We start from the raw sequence: 19,191 nt of genomic DNA on the forward strand, positions 1-19,191 counted from the left end.
CTACGTCAATTTCTGGTAGCTTATGAATAGAAGATAGCGGGGAGATATTGTCCCATTCTATTAGCTGAACTTTATTTCCCAAGCTGCTGGCAGTTTTTCGAGAATTCCTCGTTACAACATATACGTGATATCCATAAGCAAGTAATTCCCCTGTCAGGTTTCTTCCAACAAAACCTGTTCCTCCGAAAATTAAAACATTCATCTGCCCACCTCCGGAATGATGATTCTGCAAAGTGTCGGGAATCCGTGTTATACAATGCCGACCCTAGATTCATAGGCTGTCATGAACGAAGACTTCTTCAAATACTGTCCACTATTAGCACTTAGTAAATAAATTTCCTTATAGGAATTTTTGAGTTATATCAGCATCCAACTTATCAAGAAAGCGCACTTTGGGACTGCTGAATTTATCCTGAGAAAATCTAAATACTTGAAGAAAATAATCTTTTCCTTCAATGCTTCTGGTTATTTTATTATTGAGAAAGTCCAATTCTATCGTTTTACCATTTGGTTCGTTTCGACCATATACCACTATCAATCTGTCGTAACCATTTTCTACTGTTTGTCCGAAGTCATGAACACCATATTTTTGATTGACATCTGCTCGACCTGTTATATTACTTCCGCCTAAGCATACATATCTACTCGCAATCAAACTTTGTGGTTTATAATATACCATTCCTAATTGACCTGAAATATTATTTGTAAAAAGTACAAATTGTTCATTTCTACTTTCGGTCATCTGAATTATTTTCACACCAGAAGCTGCTCTCTTCTCAATATCTTTGGCAATGTCGTTTTTATTTAAGTTAATAGTGTATAAATTAATATAGAAATACGCGATTAGAACGCTAATAATAGTCAAAGTAAATACCGCAAGTAATTTCCGGAGGTTATTTTTCACTTAATTCCTCTTCTTTCCCGTGACTGGGCACTCGCACTCGCGAAGTGTCCTTACATGCATCTTGACAAGTTTCGTGAACTGCCTGTATAAGTAATTGGATAATGTGTCGAGCTTAACATTTTACTTATGAATTGAGATTAGTACTTTCCGGTTACCCAAATCTTGAATCTTTATCAATGCACTTTCCTGTCCCATTCCGACATATATAACCGCCAGCGAATCGTCTGGTGGAAATGATCCCTGGACTGATTTAATTGGGCCAAACTGTAATCGTTTAAGACCATTTTATCTGTTTCCGAAGGTTACGGCTTAATTCCACCGAAGATAGCATAATTAAAGTAACGCCAGTGACAACCAACATTAACAAATCCTATTTCTTGTAACCATTTTGTCTGTTCTTCTATTGATGCTGGGATATCTTCTTCCAAGTACTTACTAAACCATTTTTCATCGTCTTCGCCGTTACTTCTTATGTACTCACGCCATATGCAATGATATTGGTTTGTTAATGCCGGTGAATCTCCTAATACTACTTCCCGATTTATAAAAACCCCTCCTGGGTTCATTGATTTATAGATCTTTCTATATAAATTCGGCTTTGCCTTATCATTTAAATGGTGGGTAGCTAGGCCAGATACAATAAGATCGTACCCTCCCCCTATATCATCCCGACCAAAATCCCCTTTCTTCAAGGTTAGACGATTTTTGTATGTGTGTAAATTCTTTTCACATGCCACAAGCATATTTTCTGTCAAATCGAAGGCAACCACTCTCGCCTTTGGAAATTCCATTAAGATGAGATATGATAATATTCCAGTGCCGCACCCTAAATCTAGAACATTCATTTCTGTAGATTTGTCGAACGGAATAATGGATAATATCACATCGTTTTGCTCGTAGTATTTTGGAATAATCCGAGGGATCAGTTCATCATATTCAAATGCTTCTTTTTCGAAGTGTTTGCGCACTTTTTCTAAATTCATATTGCTCATTCCTCCTTTTTCAAACCCAACTATCAAGATCGATCACTTAAGATCAATTAAAATTCAAACTGAAAATGCAAGTATATAATTTTAACGCTTAATTATGTTACACTAATCTGTATATAACTATCATTACACCTACGATATAAAGTGTTGTAAAGATAATTTTGTTATTTTTCGCTACCCACTTCGGTAGAAAAATATCAAATCCAACGTCAGTCCGTTCGGTGTATCTCTCTCCCAGACTGGTAAGCGGACATCGCCATCTGTTAATAAGTAGAATGATTCCTTCCATTATGATTAAAGCAATTGCAAACCAAGTCAAGATATCTATCCTGTCTGTTATTGCCGAATACAGGATGTACAATATAATAAGAACAAAAAATGCCCAAATTACGGTATGAAGAACCTTGATCGTTAAGAGTCTGCAGCTAGGATTTTTAGATTTCCCCACTTAAAACACTCTTGAATATAGATAATTAATTCGTTCTTCCACCATCTGTCATACAATGTCACGAAGGTTTACGACGCCGGCAGAGAATATCATGCTAACCCCCTTATCCTATTACTTATCTACAATGTAATGATGTAGTATTTTCTGGACACTACCGGCAAATTTTTCAGCTGCACCCCAGTCAAATTTTAAAAAAGCTCCTTGTGAACTACCCGTGGAAATTGATCGTACGTCAGTAGCACCATAAATATTGTCAATAATCACAACCAAGGCTACCCGACTTTCAACTCTCATAAAGTATTTTTCGAATACCAATGTACCAATATAAACATTATTGCCTAGGTTATGAATCTCTTCATGAACTAAGTCCGCATTTTCATTTTCCTTGACCAAGTTCATTGCTTCTTCCGGAGTAATTCTTACTTTAAAATTGTATGTACTCATACCCTTTCATCCCCTTTAAGTGTCTCTATTTAATGCATTCCTTTTCCACCCCTATGACAAATCCCCTGTCAAGCAACTTGCTATGCCCCCCCGGGCTGTGTTGACTTAATTCCCGCTGTCTAAAGATCCAACACGATTAAGTGGCCAATATCGAATGAATACCTTACCAACGATGTTTTGATGGGATAATTCACCCCAGTAGTGACTGTCCTTACTGTTGTTCCGGTTATCTCCCAAGACGAAATACGAGCCCTAACAACCTTCAAACTAATACTTACCTATGACTATAAATTATTTGAGTAGCTTTATGAACATCTTCTTTCCTGACAAAAATTTCATAATTCTCTCCTATGTTTGAACTAATTGCCATCATAGAGCGCCCTACGCTGCTAGAAGAATTATTGGTTATCTTAATTTTTGTTTTTACCCCATTGTCAATAAGCCTCCCTCGTATGCGAGCATATTCATCAATATTGCTTGTGAGGTAAACCGTTTCCCAGCCAAATAATATACTAAGTATTCTCTTAATCATATAAATCCATCTCTTTCAATCTATTACGTCATGCCATATTATGAGTGCTCTTTGGTCAAAGAATTACTTTGGTTTTCTTCCTGCAGAACAGTATCCATTTTATAACGCTTAGATGATCAACGAAATATCCCATGAATAACCACAAATGGATACTACATCATATCCTCTAGGATAGTCTGTTGGAACGTTTTTAAACCCTCTGTTAGAAAAAGCCGCTCATTTCCTGAAGTTCAAATACTAATGTCATACTCCATTCTCTTAGCCGTTGTCCTTGCAATCTCTTCTCCAATGAGTTTTGTAATCAGAAAAAATGACATATTAATTCCGGCCGAGATCCCACCAGATGTTATTATTGAACCCTCATCAACATACTTAACCCCTCGTTGGACTACAACATCTGCGAATTCCTTCTCTAACCTATCAATATCTATCCAGTGAGTTGTGGCTCTCTTGCCGTCCAATAAACCCGCTTTAGCCAGCAAAAAAGCACCGGTGCATACAGATGTCATTATTGAGACCTTATTCATTTGATCTTTTATCCAACTGATAAGTATATTGTTATGAATTTCAATCTCTTCCGCACCATATCCACCTGGGATAATCAAAATATCGAAGTCTGGATTATCCGCAAAGCTATAATCAGGTAAAACCTGAAGTCCATAGCGAGTCTGGACTGTTTCTTTTGTTTGAGCAACTGTCTTAACATCAAATGGTTTAACGTTGGACCTTGGGTAAGTGGTAATAGATAATACCTCAAATGGTCCAGCAAAGTCCATTACCTCAACTTCGTTAAAAAGTAAAATTCCTATCTTCCACTGTTGATCCAATTTTTCCTCCTCCAAACAATACCTGACTAGACACTGATTCCATGTCTATGAAGTTTTTTCGTGAGGATAGCGAAGGCGATTTATATCTTCTCAGATTTTAGGAATACGCTATTTGTGCACGTTACTTTAAATTTATCCTAATTAATTTCCATTGTTCACCCCTAAGATCTGAAGAAACCTTTTCATCGCCAATAAATCATTATCGAGATCATCAGAATCGATCCAGACATTATACGCCAACTCATACCCTTTTATTGGTATTATTGCATAATATTCAGTCCATGTCCTTGGGTCTTTAGGCATATCTCGTTCTAATATGTATAATTTTCCATTTCCTAGACCTGATCTAATACCTTCAACACTTAGAATTGAACTATGATTCGGACGACCAGACCCAGATGCATCTCCGTAATACCCAAAAATCTCTAATGAACCAACTTGTTTACCTTGTTTAAATATTTGTCCCTGGTTTTTCATCGGAAAAGATATATTCCAACCTTCCGGCAAATCCCCTGTTAATTTGAATTCTACCTTATCATAATTAAACGCGGCTGTATGGGGAGCCATTTCCTCTATATATACTTTTGTCTCTGCCGGGCCACCATCATGCAAAATGCCATTAGGTTTAACAGTATCACTTGACCTTTGAAAGGTGGATACAGTTACATGAGGAGTTCCACATCCCGATAATACCGCTAATACTAGAACGCAACATATCAATATCAGACGCCTTGTCATCATCTTTTCACCTCAATTCAAAACAATTTAAGATACTTAGATACAACCCTTTGGAAAGTTTTACTATCCTCATGTTAATCTCATCTCTACAAATGTTAGCTATCTTTTCCAACATTCTACATATTTTGTCTTTATCCTTCCTAAGAGTAATATTAGACAAAAATCTTACCCAAGTAGGAACTTTATATAACGTCCTCTGGGTTTGCGACGCGTCCCAACCGCTTTCATAGTGTCGTGTAACCCTCTGTTGTACGGCGGTATAGCCCTAGATATAAACATGCACTGAACATTATCTGCTCAGTGCTTAATCAATTACAATATTTTCTTGATCTTAGCTAAGGAATAGGCAAGATACTCCATATCACATAGTTTATAAAAACATAAATCAATGCGTACATTGAAATAAATAGCAAGTTAATAATCAAATTAGCCAACCTGTATGGGGCAGTTAGCTTTATCGTTAAGATTAGGCTTATTAATGTGGGTATAAATGAAAATATCAAATAATCATTCATAATATCTACTACAGGATCTGATATTGATATTGGCCTGAAAAAATAAACCCAGAGAATAATTATGGCAGTGATCCAATTTATACATCCAACTGCAAGTGCTAAACAATTATAATCTATTTTCTTCATATCTATACCACCATATCCCTATTGCTGGATTCTTCTACCCATATTACCTATATTACTAAATCCTCAATTAATGAGTATTCTTGCTGCATCCGGCGACAGCAATCAACTATTTGTACAAACCATGAAACATCGAAGAATGGAATCCTTCGACATGGTAGTACGTCGGAGCACTGCGCACGACGTAACTGCCCCCTTCACTCTATTTCATATACACGTTTCACAAAACGTTAAGGTATTCTCACGCGTCTCAACCAATTCCAGCATCCTCTCTAAGTGACGGGAATACAGTGTTGTAAAGTAACGCTTCCACAGATCAATACATTCAAGTACTTAATATTGCGAGCTTGTATAATGAAATGAATCTTCCTTTGATATTTGAAGGAACCTTCTCAATAAATTGAGCACCTACTTTATCGTAAAACCCTATTGCATTTGGATCTGAAAGAATATGTAAGCAAACAATATTCTTTCTTCTACACAATTCCTTAGCGAATGATACAAGTTCAGAACCCACTCTTTTCCCGATAAAATCCGGATGAACAAAAATATGATCCAACCAAAAACCTTTTCTTATCAATAATTCTTCTACCTGAAAATCCTTTTTAACTTCGGCTATCGAAATAAATCCGACTATCTCCCTATCAACCTTTGCGACATAAACTTCATTCTTATTTATGTAATCTAGAGTGATTGTCAATTCATCCTTCCACACTTCGAAATACTCTTTGGGATATTTCCAATATCGTTTAGCTGCAAATGCAATTGATGTCAGCATATTGCTTTCTACACCTACAGCACGCCTAATCATAATATTCACTTGCCACACCTCTACTCATTTCTATTTGAAAGTTACAGAGTTCGGCAATCGGTATATTGAGTCCTCCGTCATTGGGGGATACCAACAACGGTTGCCGGAAGGGTTCCATGATAATCTTGAGCTGCAAACTGCTTCCCGAATTTGCTGTCCATCTTCCATTCGCCCTTAAGACAAATGATTAATCCAACATTCACAGCAGTCAGGCTTCCCACGACAGTTACGAGGTCAGCATACCCATTGGATTTTATTTTGATGACACTGAAACCATTATCTTCATTTTCGAAGGTAATTCTCTCGACAACTCCGCTTATGTATTCCATTTTGAGACCTGCCAATCATAAATCTATAGCAGCGCTTCGCCACATTGCAATACGCCTATCCGCTCTAAGATCGGTTCCTCCGGCCAAAATCCATTCTGTAGTTCTCCCATTATAGAAGGAATTTTTAATTGAATTAGTGAAATATAATTTTACAAGTGGTAGAGGATGGAGAAACGTAGTGGAGAGGGAGATATATGAGAATACTTAAAATTAGTAAAGTAACTACATTTATGGTCGGTATCTTGATGACGGCTATTTTATTGGGTGGTTGTAGCAACAAAGTACAATCAATCCAACCAAACCAGGAAAGCGATTTCACTTACATTGCAATAGCTGGCGAAGCCCAAATTAAGAAGTATATTGGGGCTGGAGGAGTTGTTACAATACCAAGCACATTTGGTGGAACATATCCTGTAACAAGTATCGGCATAGATGCTTTTAAAGATTGCAGAGACTTAACTAGTATTAGTCTTCCGCAAGAATTGATAAGTATTGGCGACGAGGCTTTTTCCGGTTGCTGGCATTTAACTACTATTAGAATTCCGCAAGGAGTAACAAGTATCGGTAGAAGTGCTTTTAAAGAATGCACATGCTTAACTACTATTACGATTCCACTAGGAGTAACAAGTATCGGCATGGGGGCTTTTTACGATTGCAAAAGCTTAAATACTATTAGATTTAACTCGGCAACAACAACAATACCTAATGCTTGGGATACAATTCCAGCAACAACAACCATTATAGGCAATGACCCATCTACAGCAAAAACATACTCTACAAAATATAAAAATGATTTCGAAGTAATAGCGTTGCATTAAAATAATTCGTCCTTGTCGAAGTTATATGGATAATTCCAAACCCGACAAGTAGTTCGTTCTCTAGGATTGTCAAGGAACCTGAACAATACATCAAATTTGATTTCTTCAAGGCAGCCTCAGCTACACATACAAATTCACGAAAGAGTGGGGCCTAATAACTTATTTACATTTGCTGTGGTCACTTCAGCCACTTCACTTTTGGTTACTTTTTTTAGCAACGCTACTGCCTCACATACATCCACTACCTGCGCAGGCTCATTGGAGTCTGTTTCCAGCACTATCTCATTAAGAGTTAAGGTTTCCAGTACCGGGTTAATTGCAGGAAAGTTACGTTTATTTATAGAAATCAGAAACCCCTTCTGTCGATACTCTCGGGCTTCATCGACAGTACCGCTAAAACCATGAACAATGCCCCGTAGTGTCCGATCTTTATAATTGTCAAATACCTCTAAAATTTCCCTAGTGGAACCACGGTCATGCAAGACAAGAAATATATTACTATTTACGGCCAAACGTACCTGAGCACGAAAAGCTTTTATTTGTACTTCTAAGGGAAGTGGTTGCAATTCAGTTCGGAAATCATCGGCCATCCGGCGAACCAAATCAATTCCGGTTTCACTGATTGCAGTCACTTTACCCTTTTGAATCAAATCGGCCATATCTTTTTCCGTTTTCGGTGAAAAAAGATTGACACGCCAAGGATGCATACCAATACAAGCCTTTACCTGGCTGTACTTTTCGGCCAGTAAAACATTTATACGCGAACTAGTTATATCAGTGGCGGCTGCGAGTACAATACTAACATTGGCACTTTGCGCCCTTAATAAAGAAGGAGCCGGGTACTTATCCAAATGCACATGCACGTCTGCTAACATGATGGTCCCTCCACTCACAGAGTAGCGTATTCCAACCTTACCTCCTGACACACACTCCACCAACATTCATTTAAAGCCGCTGGATGTGCCTTATATATAATTTGAGATTTTACACATAATATATTAAGCAATGCTAAAGGAGATGACTATTCTCAATGAAAATAGTCAGATTTATTGTCGAATTAAAAGAACCCTTGAAACGTAGGTCAGCGCTAGGTAAGCAAAGAGACAACCTTTGTGATTAAGCTTGTCTCTTTGCTTGTTTTGCCTACAATTAGAGTCTAATAATGATTATGGCAAGAACACCAGGACAGGTGCACTAAAGCGCTATTCAGATCTGCGTTGTTTTGTGAAATTAAATTTCCAGTTAGTGAATTACATTGCGTCCAATATATTCTCGCTCGGCACCACTTCAGCGAACCAGTCAGGATGATAGGAATAAATATAGGCCAATTGTTGCCTAATTTGTTCGGCAGATAAAACAAGGTTATCAAAAGTGCTGTGGGCATCACCAACCAGAACAACCTGGTACCCCAGAGAAAATGCCCTTCTGCAAGTAGTATCCACGCAAAATTCGGTCTGGAAACCAGTCACTATTAATTTTTTGATGCCCTTTTGTTTTAAAACCTCATCTAGGTTGGTTCCCAAAAAAGAATCCGGGGTAGTTTTACATATAACTAGATCATTCTCAGTAGGGGCAATTGCCTGGTGAATTGCACCTAACAGGGTTCCATCGATCTGAACGCCCAATTTATCTCCCACCAGATGCTGTATATATATGACTGGAACATCAGAAACTCTAGCCTTGGAGATTAGAGCCTTGATCTTGCTCACCACTTCCTCTCCAATATAAATGGGGCGCGTTTCATGAAAAAAGAAATTTTGCACATCAATTACCAAAAGCGCTGTATTAGCACTCACTAGCCTTACCCCCTTTAGGTCTGATACCATTTATAGGCTGTTTATATTATTTCTGTATATGGACAATTATTCCTGCAATTACCCTTCCCATCATTCTAATAAATATTTAACATCTTCTTCGTGTTGTTAATAAAAGCCCGCGTAACTTGATAATGTTCGGTATATTCATAATTATAGCCATTCCTTTCGCTGCGACCTCATGTTCCAACACCTTTCCCCCGTCTAACACATCCGCTTTCAGCGTCTTCCTGATAAGGTAGATAAACTTCCTATCGGCTATGTCATGTTCGAGAAATCGAATCGTCCACTCATGGTCGAAGGTGTCGCTAAACATACTTCTCAGATTTTACAAACCCTCTTTTAGGTGAAGGCCGACAAATTAATCCAACCTTTATCTTTATAAGCCTAACCTATCCGTAAAAAAATTAACTTCTTTGCTGAAATAAGTTAATTGCTTGCAAGATAACACCAAAGAGAATAAAAACCTTCAAAATATTAAAACCCAGAATTACTATTGAACCAAAATATGATACTAAGGTATTTGAGTCTTCAGATTTGTCAACTTCTCGAGACAACAGAATTGTAGCTAGATGTAATACTATGCCAATAAACAAAAGCCAGATGATTGTTACAATCCCCACATCATATCCCTTCCTTCGATAAACGTTCAATTCAAGAAATCTCGCTACTAGTTAAATATATTTTCGAGAAGACAACCCCTTTCAGCCCAATCTATCCATTATTCCCTTTCTTCTAGTGACGATTTCCAGTCCTGCACGTTCCGCGTATTCCCAAATTCTGGTCACTACCTTCAGATCTCTCTTATTTTGGGAATTGTTGTTGTTTTATTTGTCCCAATATTCAGAAATAATCACGGACATGAGTCCTTTAAACGTTCCCCTAAACTGTATTAATGCACTGAATAATATTCTGAGTAGCATTCTTTTACGACGAACTAACTTTTTAGGAGATTATAAGTTTCATTATTAAAAGAAAAACAATAGTAGATATATCTAAAATGATCGTTTGGGAAATAATCCTGCGATCTTTAATTTTCACGTATGTCAAATAATTCAGCGTAGTTACGCAAAGACAAAGTGCAATCAATAATAAAGGAAAAATGAAAATAGATAGTTTATTATGAGGTGATAAATCGTGAATATAGCCAGAGACCAAAATCACTATAAGCAATCCTATATCAAACATTCTTTTTTTAAAACTATCTTCCTGGTTCCCGTTTAGGTATGGGTAATATTCCCCTTTATTAAACATATAGATTTCACGGATTATCATGAAAACAATTACAATACATAAAATTGTTACATAAAGATAATTAGGCAAATTATCACTCCTGTCACTACACATTTTCTACAAATGAGCAGTAATTAGAACTTCAACAACAATTCCTTCCAAATCCGGGCAAGGAAGCCTGTTTCCTGCATGGTAATAATTGATCTCCTGCCTCTGCTAACACGCAGGGTATCCCGAATAAGAATAATTTGCTTGACGAATCTGAACGTTCATTACGTGCGGCAAATGTTTTCATTCGCCTGATCCTTAATTAACTCCTAGTAATTGTTTCCATTTCTTATTCCACTCTTTGTCCATTCTATTAAGACGGTCTTTTTGCAAATTCTCTTTCATAATCCACCGAATGTCTTTGTCTTCATTCATTTTAATCGATCAATTTGTTATCTCATCAATTAGCTCTTCATGTTTGAACTAAAGTCACCAAGACAATCTCGGGTCTATTGTAAAACCTTATTGGCAACACGCTTTCTCCTAAACCACCATTTATAATCATATTCGTAGAACCGGAAGTAAATTGGCCGTAATCAAGCTCAGGGAAAAGAGTTTAGCTCCCAAAATCAAACCTCCCTCAAATTCCACTTCGATAGCATAATGACAAATAACGTCCCGATAGTTTGCGATGTCAGGTTACTACCCATAATGTATTCTCCGAAGTTGCAAACCCTCTGTAGGCGGCGGGCCCTACTCTTCGAAGAGTTTCCGTAAATAACGACCTCTATTTTCCAGAAAACCTTTGGTAATCCGATAATGTGAGGTATCTTCATACGTTGTTTGAGAAACCGGTGAAGTATCGAAATCGAGAATTTGTGCATCTGGGTAAGCCAAAATAATTGGAGAATGTGTTGCAATAATAAACTGGGATTGACTGTCTTGTTCTAAATCCTTTATGATTCTCAACAAGGTGAGTTGACGAGTTGGAGAAAGAGCTGCCTCCGGTTCATCTAATAGATAGATTCCTTGTTTTCCAAATCTATTGGCGAATACGGACAAAAATGATTCTCCATGTGACTGTTTGTGTAGGGATTTTCCGCCGTAAGGCTTATAAGCTTCTGGTCCAAGACTATCAATATGAGATGCAAAGTTATAGAGGCTTTCCGCCCTCAGAAAAAAACCATTTGTAATTTTCGGAGCCCAAGAAAGCCTTATAAAATCACCTAACGCTGATTCAGCGGAGTGGACTTCATAAAAGTTATTCCTTCCTCCACCAGCCGTGTTGAAATCACATTTATAGGCAATAGCTTCAAGGAACGTCGATTTTCCTGAGCCATTCTCTCCAACGAAAAATGTCACATTGTTGTTAAACTCGATCGTATCCAATCCCTTAAACGCTGCTATTGAGAACGGATAGACATTGTGTCTTGAATCCTTTCATTTAGAAAACTCACTCTTCGCAAAAACATTCTCAGTCTCTCCCATCTTTGCTTGCAAGGGTCTGTCGTCTAACCTTCCGCGTATTCCCGAAGTCTGGTTATTACATTCATATATTCTCCGATGTTGCAAACCCTCGGTTATGCGACGCCGGCAGATGCTTACTAAATTGCCTCATAAATTTGAGTTTTAGTCTTGAGTATCATAGTTCTTTAGAGATTTCTTACGTCCGAGAAAATAACCAATACAAGTTATTATTAATGGTAGAAACATACATACTATAAATAATTGAATTGTCATAAATTCAAAAAACATAAACCCGTTCACAGGAGCCATAAATGCAAAAGTTACCAGAATCAATGGATTAGGACCCAGATTCATTGCAACTAATGAAATTCCTAATCCTATTGCCCAAAATACAATTGCAAAGATAAAAAAACTTGTTTTTCCTTCACGCCCTCTAAAAATGCCAAATAATAACCATAATGTTAAAAAGAGCAAGGATAAAATTAGGTTGAAAACTGTTGGAGATGGACCATCTGCTAATCCTCTACTATTAATAAAAAAGTATAGTATGATGCTCAGAACCGCAAAAATAATATTTACTATTATAATAGACACCACCTTACTTAATATATCTACCTAGTACTGACCCAGGTGTCGCATAACGTCCCGAGGGCGACGCGTCCCAACCACATTCATCTTTGCAAAGTGTCGTTAAACCCTCTGTTATTCGATGCCGGCAGATATATACTTTCACAAACATTATTAATAACTTCTATGAAATTAGAGTCAATAAGTCGTTACGGATCATCATCGAAGTAACGCTCGAGGCAAGCGGCCAGATAAACACTCTTTTATATTACCGGAACCCATGATGAAGTTTTCCTAACAAAATAGCCTCAAACAAGTTGCTTTTTTTCGTTCCGCCGACTTTCATATAACGTTCCGGGTCATTCTCGAAGTTTGGTTATTACATTCATATCCTCTCAGATTTTGGAATACGCTGTTAGCCGAAGTACACCGACCCTTTATTCAGAGTCCGCCATGGACGGCGGACCCTCAAACTACCTCTGCTAATGCCACTATCTACGGTCCCGCATGGTCTGTCGTCTAACGTTCCGAGAGTTTACGACTTCGGGTTACTACCTTCATATTCTCTCTGATGTTGCAAACCCTCGGTTATCCGATGCCGCGGCAAAGCAAACCTAGAGTTCAAGCTATATGTTTTTCTGAGTATTGGTTTCGAAGTATTTGAAGAGAATGATTAATAACTCACATACCATTTTCCATATTATTGAGAGAATAATAAAAGTAACAACTCCACCAATCACTCCCAAAGGTACGTTATTTACATCTTGGAAAGTAGACATAAGCTGTCCATTAAAAGAAGTTTGTATTTCTGTGGAATAAGTGTTGGTTAAGTAAATGAAATTACCCATATAAAAGGATGGAACAATTAATGGTAACAATCCGAAATAGAAAAGAATGGTAATCGCTCGAAATGATGTTATTTTCCCGAAGATAAAGACGTACATCACGAGATATATCCCCTTTTCAATTTATTTAATATTTAAGCAATATACCTTTATCAGGTAGTAAATATATTTTATGAAAGTTTTTTATCACCTGTAACTTTGCCTAATATCTTTGGTTGTTACAAAATCTCTTTCAATTGTAAACATTATACATACCTCTTCTTATTTTTTACTTTGTAACAAGCAGATGTGCTAAAGCAGAAGCTACGAACCCTTTCCTGCAAATTAGCACCATGGAAGGCGCGTGCGTTTGTGTCCGATTTCACCTAACGTTTAGGAGTTTGCGACGCGTCATACTACATTCATCTTTTCTAAGTGTCGCAAACTCTGTGTTAGACGATGGATAACGCCCCGTGATTCAGAAGCCGCCACGGACGGCGGCTCCTTGAATTCTTCGCCAAGAATACTATAACAGTCGATGAATAACTAGTTGCTCTAATTAAAGTGACATTACAAAACCTGTTTTTCTTCCTCTTTCAAATCCTGCCTTCATAAAACTTTAATGTTTTTTCCTCTTTCGAACTTGTCAAAAGCATTACCTTATAACAATTGTTTTCATTTGCTATCTCAATCGCTTTATTCAATACTTTTGTTCCAAGTCCTTTCCGCCTATAATCAGGGTGCGTCACAACATTCTCAATCAACCCGTATGGATGCAAGTTCCTAGTCAAATTCTTAATTATTGCCAATGTGCATGTAGAAACCACCTTACCATCATACTCAGCAACAATATAGGAAATATTCGAATCATTACATATATCAGTCCAAAGTCCTTCTAATTCATTATTCCCATTGACTTCCGGGTCATCATCGTGAAGATGTTTGTATAGACTCAATAATTCATATAGCTCATCTTTTCGAATCAGCCTTATATTTTCACTCATTTGATAGCCCCTCTCGGAATAATCCAAAGCTAAAATATCCACAAAGAACCCTGCTTAATGCCAACGCTAGTCCTATTAATAAAAAAATCCGGCAAACAGCATGTATTATTTTCGAACTCAATTCAAAAGCACATCCCTTCAATGACGATTCCAAAAAGGTTTCAACGTTTAGTCATAGTAGATTAGATTGTGGTGGTTTCGGATAACGTACAGGATATCTTCCTTTAAACAGCCAAATTCGTTAAAGATAAACTTCGTTCTCGTAAGTTAAATACCTTCTAGTGACTGCAATTAATTAACTCTATTTACTGGATTTTCTTATTCGCTGTCAAAATCGGTAGTCAGAGCAAACTTTAAGGAACCCTAGCTTCAAATCGCCTCTGGGTATTTAGAGACGAGACCAACGTCAGACTAACGCAATCGCTATGATGCCAATCGAAATCTGATGATAAAGAGACAGAAAAAGAGCTCATCCTAGGACGAGCTCTTTTTTCTGTCTCTATAATCCTGTAGGACGTTCTAGCAGCGCCACTAGTAAATCAACGGCTGCTTCAACATCATATTTATCAATCATTTCGGATGGGCTATGAACATATCGCGTAGGAATCGAGAGAACGCCTGAGGGCACCCCTCCTCTGGCCAAATGAATAGCTCCTGAATCCGTTCCCCCATACTCTAAAACCTCCCACTGGAAAGGAATGTTTAGTTCTGTGGCTATATCAGCCATCCAACGTTTAATTTGAGGAGAGGTAATCATAGAACGGTCGAGTACCTTTATCCCTACACCGCTTCCTAGTTCTACGGACATTGGATGCGCTTTAGGGGTATCCCCGGTTGCTGTCACATCGACAGCGATTGCCAAATCAGGTTCGAGAGCATAGGCAGCCGTTCGGGCACCGCGGGTCCCGATTTCTTCTTGTACGGTAAAGACAAACGCCAACTCATGTGTGGACTGGGTTCGTTTAAGAGCTTCAATCGCCACAAAACAACCTATTCGATCATCAAGGGCCTTGGATATAATCCTAGATCCTGATTCTATAAAATCCCCCACAAAAACCCCAGTTTCCCCTATACGGACAAACTGCTCGGCCTCTTCCCGAGTCGATGCACCAATATCGAGATAGAGTTTATCAAGTTTAAAATCACTGGGCTTATCTAATTTTTCCACCCCAATCGTTCCGATTCTACCCTTGCTAAACTTTACTCTTTGCCCAATAAGGTTGGGAATACGCACTCCGCCAAGAGGGGCGAAACGCAAGAACCCTTCTTTATCAATATGGGTTACCATCAAGCCAATTTCGTCCATATGAGCAGCTATCATGATTTTCTTACCAGTTCCATGGCGCCGGACTATGAGATTCCCCAAGGTATCTATTGTCTGTTCATCACAGTAAGAACTCAGTTGTCCAGCTATAAATTCCGCGACTCGCTCTTCAGAACCGGACGGGCCCGATATTTGGGTTAAATATCCAAGCATTGCATAGTTCAGATCCATTACAAATTAACCTCCTATCATAAAGCTAGCTAAAGCATACGAGGAAAGTCCTTTAAAAGTTCATCCACGAGCTTAAGACATGCTGTAAAATCGTATTCTGAGATAATCGAGGCAAAAGAATGGATATAACGACACGGTACATTTAAAACAATTGTCGGGATTCCAGCTTTGCTCACATGTATTGGACCAGCGTCATTTCCGCCGCTGGTTCCGCGTCGAAACTGGAGGGGAATTCCTTTTTGACGAGCTAAGTCCGTCACCCAATGGATAAGTTTTGGACTGTAGAGGGTTGTTCTATCCAGCAGCGAACAAGCAGGTCCTTTGCCTAACTCCGTAACCCAGCCCTCTTCTTTACACTCTGACACGTCTGCAGCGACAGTTCCCTCGATGACAATGGCAAAATCCGGAGCAAGATGATAAGCAGCGACCTTGGCACCCCGAAGACCTACCTCCTCTTGTACTGTAAAAGCGGCTACTAAGGGATAATCATAGTCTCGCTTAAGAAGCTCTACTAAGATGGCACAACCAACCCGATCATCAAATGCCTTTCCTTTGTAAAGCCCCTCTCCGAAAGGCTCACATTTCGTCATGAAATAAGCATAATCGCCGAGTTTCACCTTACTGGAGGCATCTTCTTTAGATTTAGCTCCGATATCAATATATAATTGGTCAAAGGACAAAGCCCTCTGGCGTTCTGAACGTTTTTGTAAATGGATGGCTTTGGCCCCGATTACTCCGACTAGGGATTGGTTAATTTGTACTGGTTTAGAGACGAGGATTCGGGCATCAATTCCACCGACTGGTCGGAACTTGAGAAAACCGTCGTTAGTAATCTCCATGATCATCAACGCCACTTCATCCATATGAGCTGTAAGCACAACTTTAGGGCCCGTTAGATGCCCTTTTTTGGTCGCAATCAAATTTCCCATTTTATCAACGCTTATCGTGTCGACATAGGGTTCAATTTGTTGGCGCAAAAAATCACGCACGAGGGCTTCAGCCCCTGAGGTACCGTTTAATTCGCTCAGGCTCTTTAATAACATAAAAATCCCTCCAAATCATCCGGTAAAGAGGCAATAAAATGAGCAAGTAGTTTTCCAGAATTAAGTACGTCTTGCATATCGAGCGTTTCCACAGAGGTATGCATATAGCGCAAGGGAATTGAGACCAGCCCCGTAGGAATACCTGCTCTAGTTACTTGAATAACCCAAGCATCCGTTCCAGAATGTCCTGGGATTGGTTCGATTTGTATGGGTAGACGGTGCTCTTGCGCAGTTTCTGTGAGCTGACGATAGATGGCGGGGTGAATGTTAGGACCGAGAGCCACTGCCGGCCCCTTTCCCAATTCAATCGTAACTTGACCCTTAGTATCTGGCGTACTCGCGTGGGTAACATCAATAGCCACGGCTAAATCCGGATTAAGCGTATAAGCACTGGTAAGCGCTCCCCGAATCCCCTCTTCTTCTTGAGTCGTAGCCACGGCAATGACATCGTGAAGATGCTGTAGGCGGGAGAGCTCTTCTAGGCAAACCATCATCACCACGACCCCGGCGCGGTCATCCAACGATTTTCCTGCCATCACGTTATTTAGCAATGGGTATGTCTCTCTCTTTAGCGTAATAGTATCCCCCACTTGAATAAGCTCCTTGATTTTAGCGAGAGAAAGCCCTACATCAATGGTCATGTCCTCCATCTTAACGGCTTGATCATAATCCTCATTTGCTAAAAGGTGGGGAGGCACGGAGCCAATAATCCCGGGAATCACCTGGCGTCCATGAATAAGCACTTCTTGAGACAAGAGAGTTCGCTGGTCTATTCCTCCAATGGAGGTGAAACGTAGAAAACCTCGCGGATCGATTCCTTTCACGATAAGACCGATTTCATCCATATGAGCCGCTAACATGATTTTTTTGTGGCTTTTGCTGTTGCCCTTTTTCAAAGCATATACATTGCCAAATGTATCGCAGCGCACCTCATCAGTTAATTTCTTGAATCGTTCCATAACTAAAGAAGCGATAGCAATTTCATAGCCGGATACCCCTGAGCTAATCGATAAAAGACTAAGGAATTCTCTCGCACCCTGCCTTTGCGCGTTAAGCAAACGATCACCTTCTCTCAGAAAAACTGTTTCAATTTCATAATTTTTATATATTACTTCGCCTTGCCATTCAGAATACCTTCTATACATATCTCCCTGTTCAATCTTCGGTTATAGGTCCTCCAAAAAGACCAAAAAATAGAGGCCACTCATTGAGTGACCTTTAAATCTAATTTGAATCCCGCAAAGTTCCTCCAGAATTAATGGATGCACGACTCGAGATTAATCTTAAACCAAACTTTCCGAACTGTCATTAACCGGAGTAAAATAGGTTAGAGCTAATATACCCTACAACTAAGCAACCGAACAAGAAATCGTTCCGAAAAACCGAATTGGTAATGGTAATTGCTTTTAACTAAACTAAGAACTTAAACCAGTCAAAAACAACTTAAGGTAAGGAAACTAATCTGGACAAATCCTCCACTAGTTCCGTCGACAAAAACCAACTGGGGTCAATCTGAAAACAGCCCATTCAAATCTGAACTCAATTTCCCAGCTTATTAAAATAGACTACCGATAAGGAAGACTTAACTCAGACTGACTGGGAGGAACTCTGCGGGAAAGCTTTCTTTTCTAATGACAAAAACCACCCTTCTAGGTGGCTTCAATTCTCAAAATCCAGCATTTGCTAAATTAACTCAACGGATTGCAATGCCTAAATCTTCGAAGAATCGAAATTTCACCTAGCACGCGACCACTAAATTAGTACAATAGACTGAATTACTGATAACTAAGTTGATTATAGTCTTATTATATCAAAATTGGGTACCTTGTCAAGGTCTAAATTCTGCTAATTCAAAAAGTAAGGGCCACTCATTGAGTGGCCCTTAAAACTTAATTTAAATCCCGCAAAGTTCCTCCAGAATTAATGGATACACGGCTCGAGATTAATCTAACTTTACTCTTTACTAAATCATTATTAACCGGAATAACATAGGTTTTTGTAACGAACACACCTTACAACTAAGCCAAATTACTAGATAAAGAATGATCTTAAAAACCAAACTCGTAAGGATTAAATACTTTGACCTAAACTAAAGCAAACCAGTCAAAAACTAAGTTTAAGGTAAGGAAACTAATCTGGACAAATCCTCCACTATTTCATCTGTTAACTTTAAGGTCTAACTGGGGTCAATCTGACAACAGCCCTTTAATAATCGGGAAACGTTAAAGTTGCAATCACCTGAATTCTGAACTTAATTTCCTTGATTTACAGACTACCG

Annotated in this window: 20 protein-coding genes and 3 pseudogenes; 1 reads left to right on the forward strand and 22 read right to left on the reverse strand. The window is 38.7% G+C overall.

What is annotated here, in order from left to right:
- The 11 genes and pseudogenes from DOT_RS10820 to DOT_RS10870 form a co-directional block, all read right to left on the reverse strand.
- A partial coding sequence (locus DOT_RS10820; protein ID WP_009618241.1) for an NAD-dependent epimerase/dehydratase family protein occupies window positions 1-202 on the reverse strand: 202 nt, incomplete at its 3' end.
- A gap of 138 nt (window positions 203-340) precedes the next feature.
- A complete protein-coding gene (locus DOT_RS10825; protein WP_009618243.1) occupies window positions 341-904 on the reverse strand; it encodes a hypothetical protein in 564 nt (187 codons plus the stop codon).
- A gap of 302 nt (window positions 905-1,206) precedes the next feature.
- Entirely contained in the window at window positions 1,207-1,887 is a 681-nt protein-coding gene (locus DOT_RS10830; protein WP_009618245.1) for a class I SAM-dependent methyltransferase, read from the reverse strand.
- Window positions 1,888-2,452: 565 nt separating this feature from the next.
- Complete coding sequence (locus DOT_RS10840) at window positions 2,453-2,785, reverse strand: DUF6054 family protein (RefSeq protein WP_009618247.1); 333 nt, start codon at window positions 2,783-2,785, stop codon at window positions 2,453-2,455.
- A 105-nt stretch (window positions 2,786-2,890) separates the two neighbouring features.
- Window positions 2,891-3,025: pseudogene (locus DOT_RS29685) on the reverse strand (S26 family signal peptidase); the annotation flags it as partial.
- 34 nt (window positions 3,026-3,059) lie between these two features.
- Window positions 3,060-3,317 (reverse strand): hypothetical protein, encoded by a 258-nt coding sequence (locus tag DOT_RS10845; RefSeq protein WP_009618250.1) that lies wholly within the window; start codon window positions 3,315-3,317, stop codon window positions 3,060-3,062.
- Window positions 3,318-3,547: 230 nt separating this feature from the next.
- Window positions 3,548-4,144: a DJ-1/PfpI family protein gene (locus tag DOT_RS10850; protein ID WP_009618252.1), complete on the reverse strand. Its 597-nt coding sequence runs from the start codon at window positions 4,142-4,144 to the stop codon at window positions 3,548-3,550.
- A 141-nt stretch (window positions 4,145-4,285) separates the two neighbouring features.
- Window positions 4,286-4,885, reverse strand: a complete 600-nt coding sequence (locus DOT_RS10855; RefSeq protein ID WP_009618254.1) for a hypothetical protein — start codon at window positions 4,883-4,885, stop codon at window positions 4,286-4,288.
- A 332-nt stretch (window positions 4,886-5,217) separates the two neighbouring features.
- Entirely contained in the window at window positions 5,218-5,523 is a 306-nt protein-coding gene (locus tag DOT_RS10860) for a hypothetical protein (protein WP_040411876.1), read from the reverse strand.
- A gap of 322 nt (window positions 5,524-5,845) precedes the next feature.
- Window positions 5,846-6,331 (reverse strand): GNAT family N-acetyltransferase, encoded by a 486-nt coding sequence (locus tag DOT_RS10865; RefSeq protein ID WP_040411899.1) that lies wholly within the window; start codon window positions 6,329-6,331, stop codon window positions 5,846-5,848.
- A gap of 86 nt (window positions 6,332-6,417) precedes the next feature.
- Window positions 6,418-6,660 (reverse strand): annotated as a pseudogene (locus DOT_RS10870) (ATP-dependent RecD-like DNA helicase); the annotation flags it as partial.
- Between the two features lie 194 nt (window positions 6,661-6,854).
- On the opposite strand from DOT_RS10870, the gene DOT_RS10875 reads away from it, so the two are divergent.
- The gene (locus tag DOT_RS10875; RefSeq protein WP_009618260.1) at window positions 6,855-7,478 is read left to right on the forward strand and encodes a leucine-rich repeat domain-containing protein; all 624 of its coding nucleotides are present in this window, start codon (window positions 6,855-6,857) and stop codon (window positions 7,476-7,478) included.
- A gap of 134 nt (window positions 7,479-7,612) precedes the next feature.
- Here DOT_RS10875 and DOT_RS10880 read toward each other — a convergent pair whose 3' ends face one another.
- The 11 genes and pseudogenes from DOT_RS10880 to DOT_RS10935 all read right to left on the reverse strand — a co-directional run bounded on the left by DOT_RS10880 (window position 7,613) and on the right by DOT_RS10935 (window position 17,971).
- Complete coding sequence (locus DOT_RS10880) at window positions 7,613-8,353, reverse strand: TatD family hydrolase (RefSeq protein WP_040411878.1); 741 nt, start codon at window positions 8,351-8,353, stop codon at window positions 7,613-7,615.
- A 375-nt stretch (window positions 8,354-8,728) separates the two neighbouring features.
- Window positions 8,729-9,274, reverse strand: coding sequence for a cysteine hydrolase family protein (locus DOT_RS10885; protein ID WP_009618264.1), 546 nt, complete (start codon window positions 9,272-9,274; stop codon window positions 8,729-8,731).
- Between the two features lie 106 nt (window positions 9,275-9,380).
- Window positions 9,381-9,608 carry a hypothetical protein gene (locus tag DOT_RS30395; protein WP_040411879.1) on the reverse strand — a complete coding sequence of 76 codons (228 nt, stop codon included), beginning with the start codon at window positions 9,606-9,608 and terminating at the stop codon, window positions 9,381-9,383.
- 91 nt (window positions 9,609-9,699) lie between these two features.
- On the reverse strand, window positions 9,700-9,915 hold the full coding sequence (locus tag DOT_RS30400) for a hypothetical protein (RefSeq protein ID WP_009618266.1): 216 nt from the start codon (window positions 9,913-9,915) through the stop codon (window positions 9,700-9,702).
- 1,070 nt (window positions 9,916-10,985) lie between these two features.
- A pseudogene (locus DOT_RS31820) lies at window positions 10,986-11,126 on the reverse strand (metallophosphoesterase); the annotation flags it as partial.
- Window positions 11,127-11,266: 140 nt separating this feature from the next.
- Entirely contained in the window at window positions 11,267-11,875 is a 609-nt protein-coding gene (locus DOT_RS10905; RefSeq protein ID WP_242833818.1) for an AAA family ATPase, read from the reverse strand.
- Between the two features lie 267 nt (window positions 11,876-12,142).
- The gene (locus tag DOT_RS10910; RefSeq protein ID WP_242833819.1) at window positions 12,143-12,574 is read right to left on the reverse strand and encodes a hypothetical protein; all 432 of its coding nucleotides are present in this window, start codon (window positions 12,572-12,574) and stop codon (window positions 12,143-12,145) included.
- Between the two features lie 1,393 nt (window positions 12,575-13,967).
- On the reverse strand, window positions 13,968-14,417 hold the full coding sequence (locus DOT_RS10920) for a GNAT family N-acetyltransferase (RefSeq protein ID WP_009618282.1): 450 nt from the start codon (window positions 14,415-14,417) through the stop codon (window positions 13,968-13,970).
- A 457-nt stretch (window positions 14,418-14,874) separates the two neighbouring features.
- Window positions 14,875-15,870, reverse strand: a complete 996-nt coding sequence (locus DOT_RS10925; protein WP_009618284.1) for a M42 family metallopeptidase — start codon at window positions 15,868-15,870, stop codon at window positions 14,875-14,877.
- A 29-nt stretch (window positions 15,871-15,899) separates the two neighbouring features.
- Window positions 15,900-16,913 (reverse strand): M42 family metallopeptidase, encoded by a 1,014-nt coding sequence (locus DOT_RS10930; protein ID WP_009618291.1) that lies wholly within the window; start codon window positions 16,911-16,913, stop codon window positions 15,900-15,902.
- A complete protein-coding gene (locus DOT_RS10935) occupies window positions 16,904-17,971 on the reverse strand; it encodes a M42 family metallopeptidase (RefSeq protein WP_040411902.1) in 1,068 nt (355 codons plus the stop codon). The genes DOT_RS10930 and DOT_RS10935 overlap by 10 nt, the downstream gene beginning before the upstream one ends.
- Window positions 17,972-19,191 lie beyond the last annotated feature (1,220 nt).

Origin of the sequence: Desulfosporosinus sp. OT, from assembly GCF_000224515.1 — a bacterium.
Lineage (GTDB): Bacteria > Bacillota > Desulfitobacteriia > Desulfitobacteriales > Desulfitobacteriaceae > Desulfosporosinus.

Coding starts and splice junctions, on each gene's coding strand:
- DOT_RS10830 (WP_009618245.1), bottom strand. CDS start 1,887: ATGAATTTAGAAAAAGTGCGCAAACACTTCGAAAAAGAAGCATTTGAA.
- DOT_RS10840 (WP_009618247.1), bottom strand. CDS start 2,785: ATGAGTACATACAATTTTAAAGTAAGAATTACTCCGGAAGAAGCAATG.
- DOT_RS10845 (WP_009618250.1), bottom strand. CDS start 3,317: ATGATTAAGAGAATACTTAGTATATTATTTGGCTGGGAAACGGTTTAC.
- DOT_RS10855 (WP_009618254.1), bottom strand. CDS start 4,885: ATGATGACAAGGCGTCTGATATTGATATGTTGCGTTCTAGTATTAGCG.
- DOT_RS10860 (WP_040411876.1), bottom strand. CDS start 5,523: ATGAAGAAAATAGATTATAATTGTTTAGCACTTGCAGTTGGATGTATA.
- DOT_RS10865 (WP_040411899.1), bottom strand. CDS start 6,331: ATGATTAGGCGTGCTGTAGGTGTAGAAAGCAATATGCTGACATCAATT.
- DOT_RS10875 (WP_009618260.1), top strand. CDS start 6,855: ATGAGAATACTTAAAATTAGTAAAGTAACTACATTTATGGTCGGTATC.
- DOT_RS10880 (WP_040411878.1), bottom strand. CDS start 8,353: ATGTTAGCAGACGTGCATGTGCATTTGGATAAGTACCCGGCTCCTTCT.
- DOT_RS30395 (WP_040411879.1), bottom strand. CDS start 9,608: ATGTTTAGCGACACCTTCGACCATGAGTGGACGATTCGATTTCTCGAA.
- DOT_RS10925 (WP_009618284.1), bottom strand. CDS start 15,870: ATGGATCTGAACTATGCAATGCTTGGATATTTAACCCAAATATCGGGC.
- DOT_RS10930 (WP_009618291.1), bottom strand. CDS start 16,913: ATGTTATTAAAGAGCCTGAGCGAATTAAACGGTACCTCAGGGGCTGAA.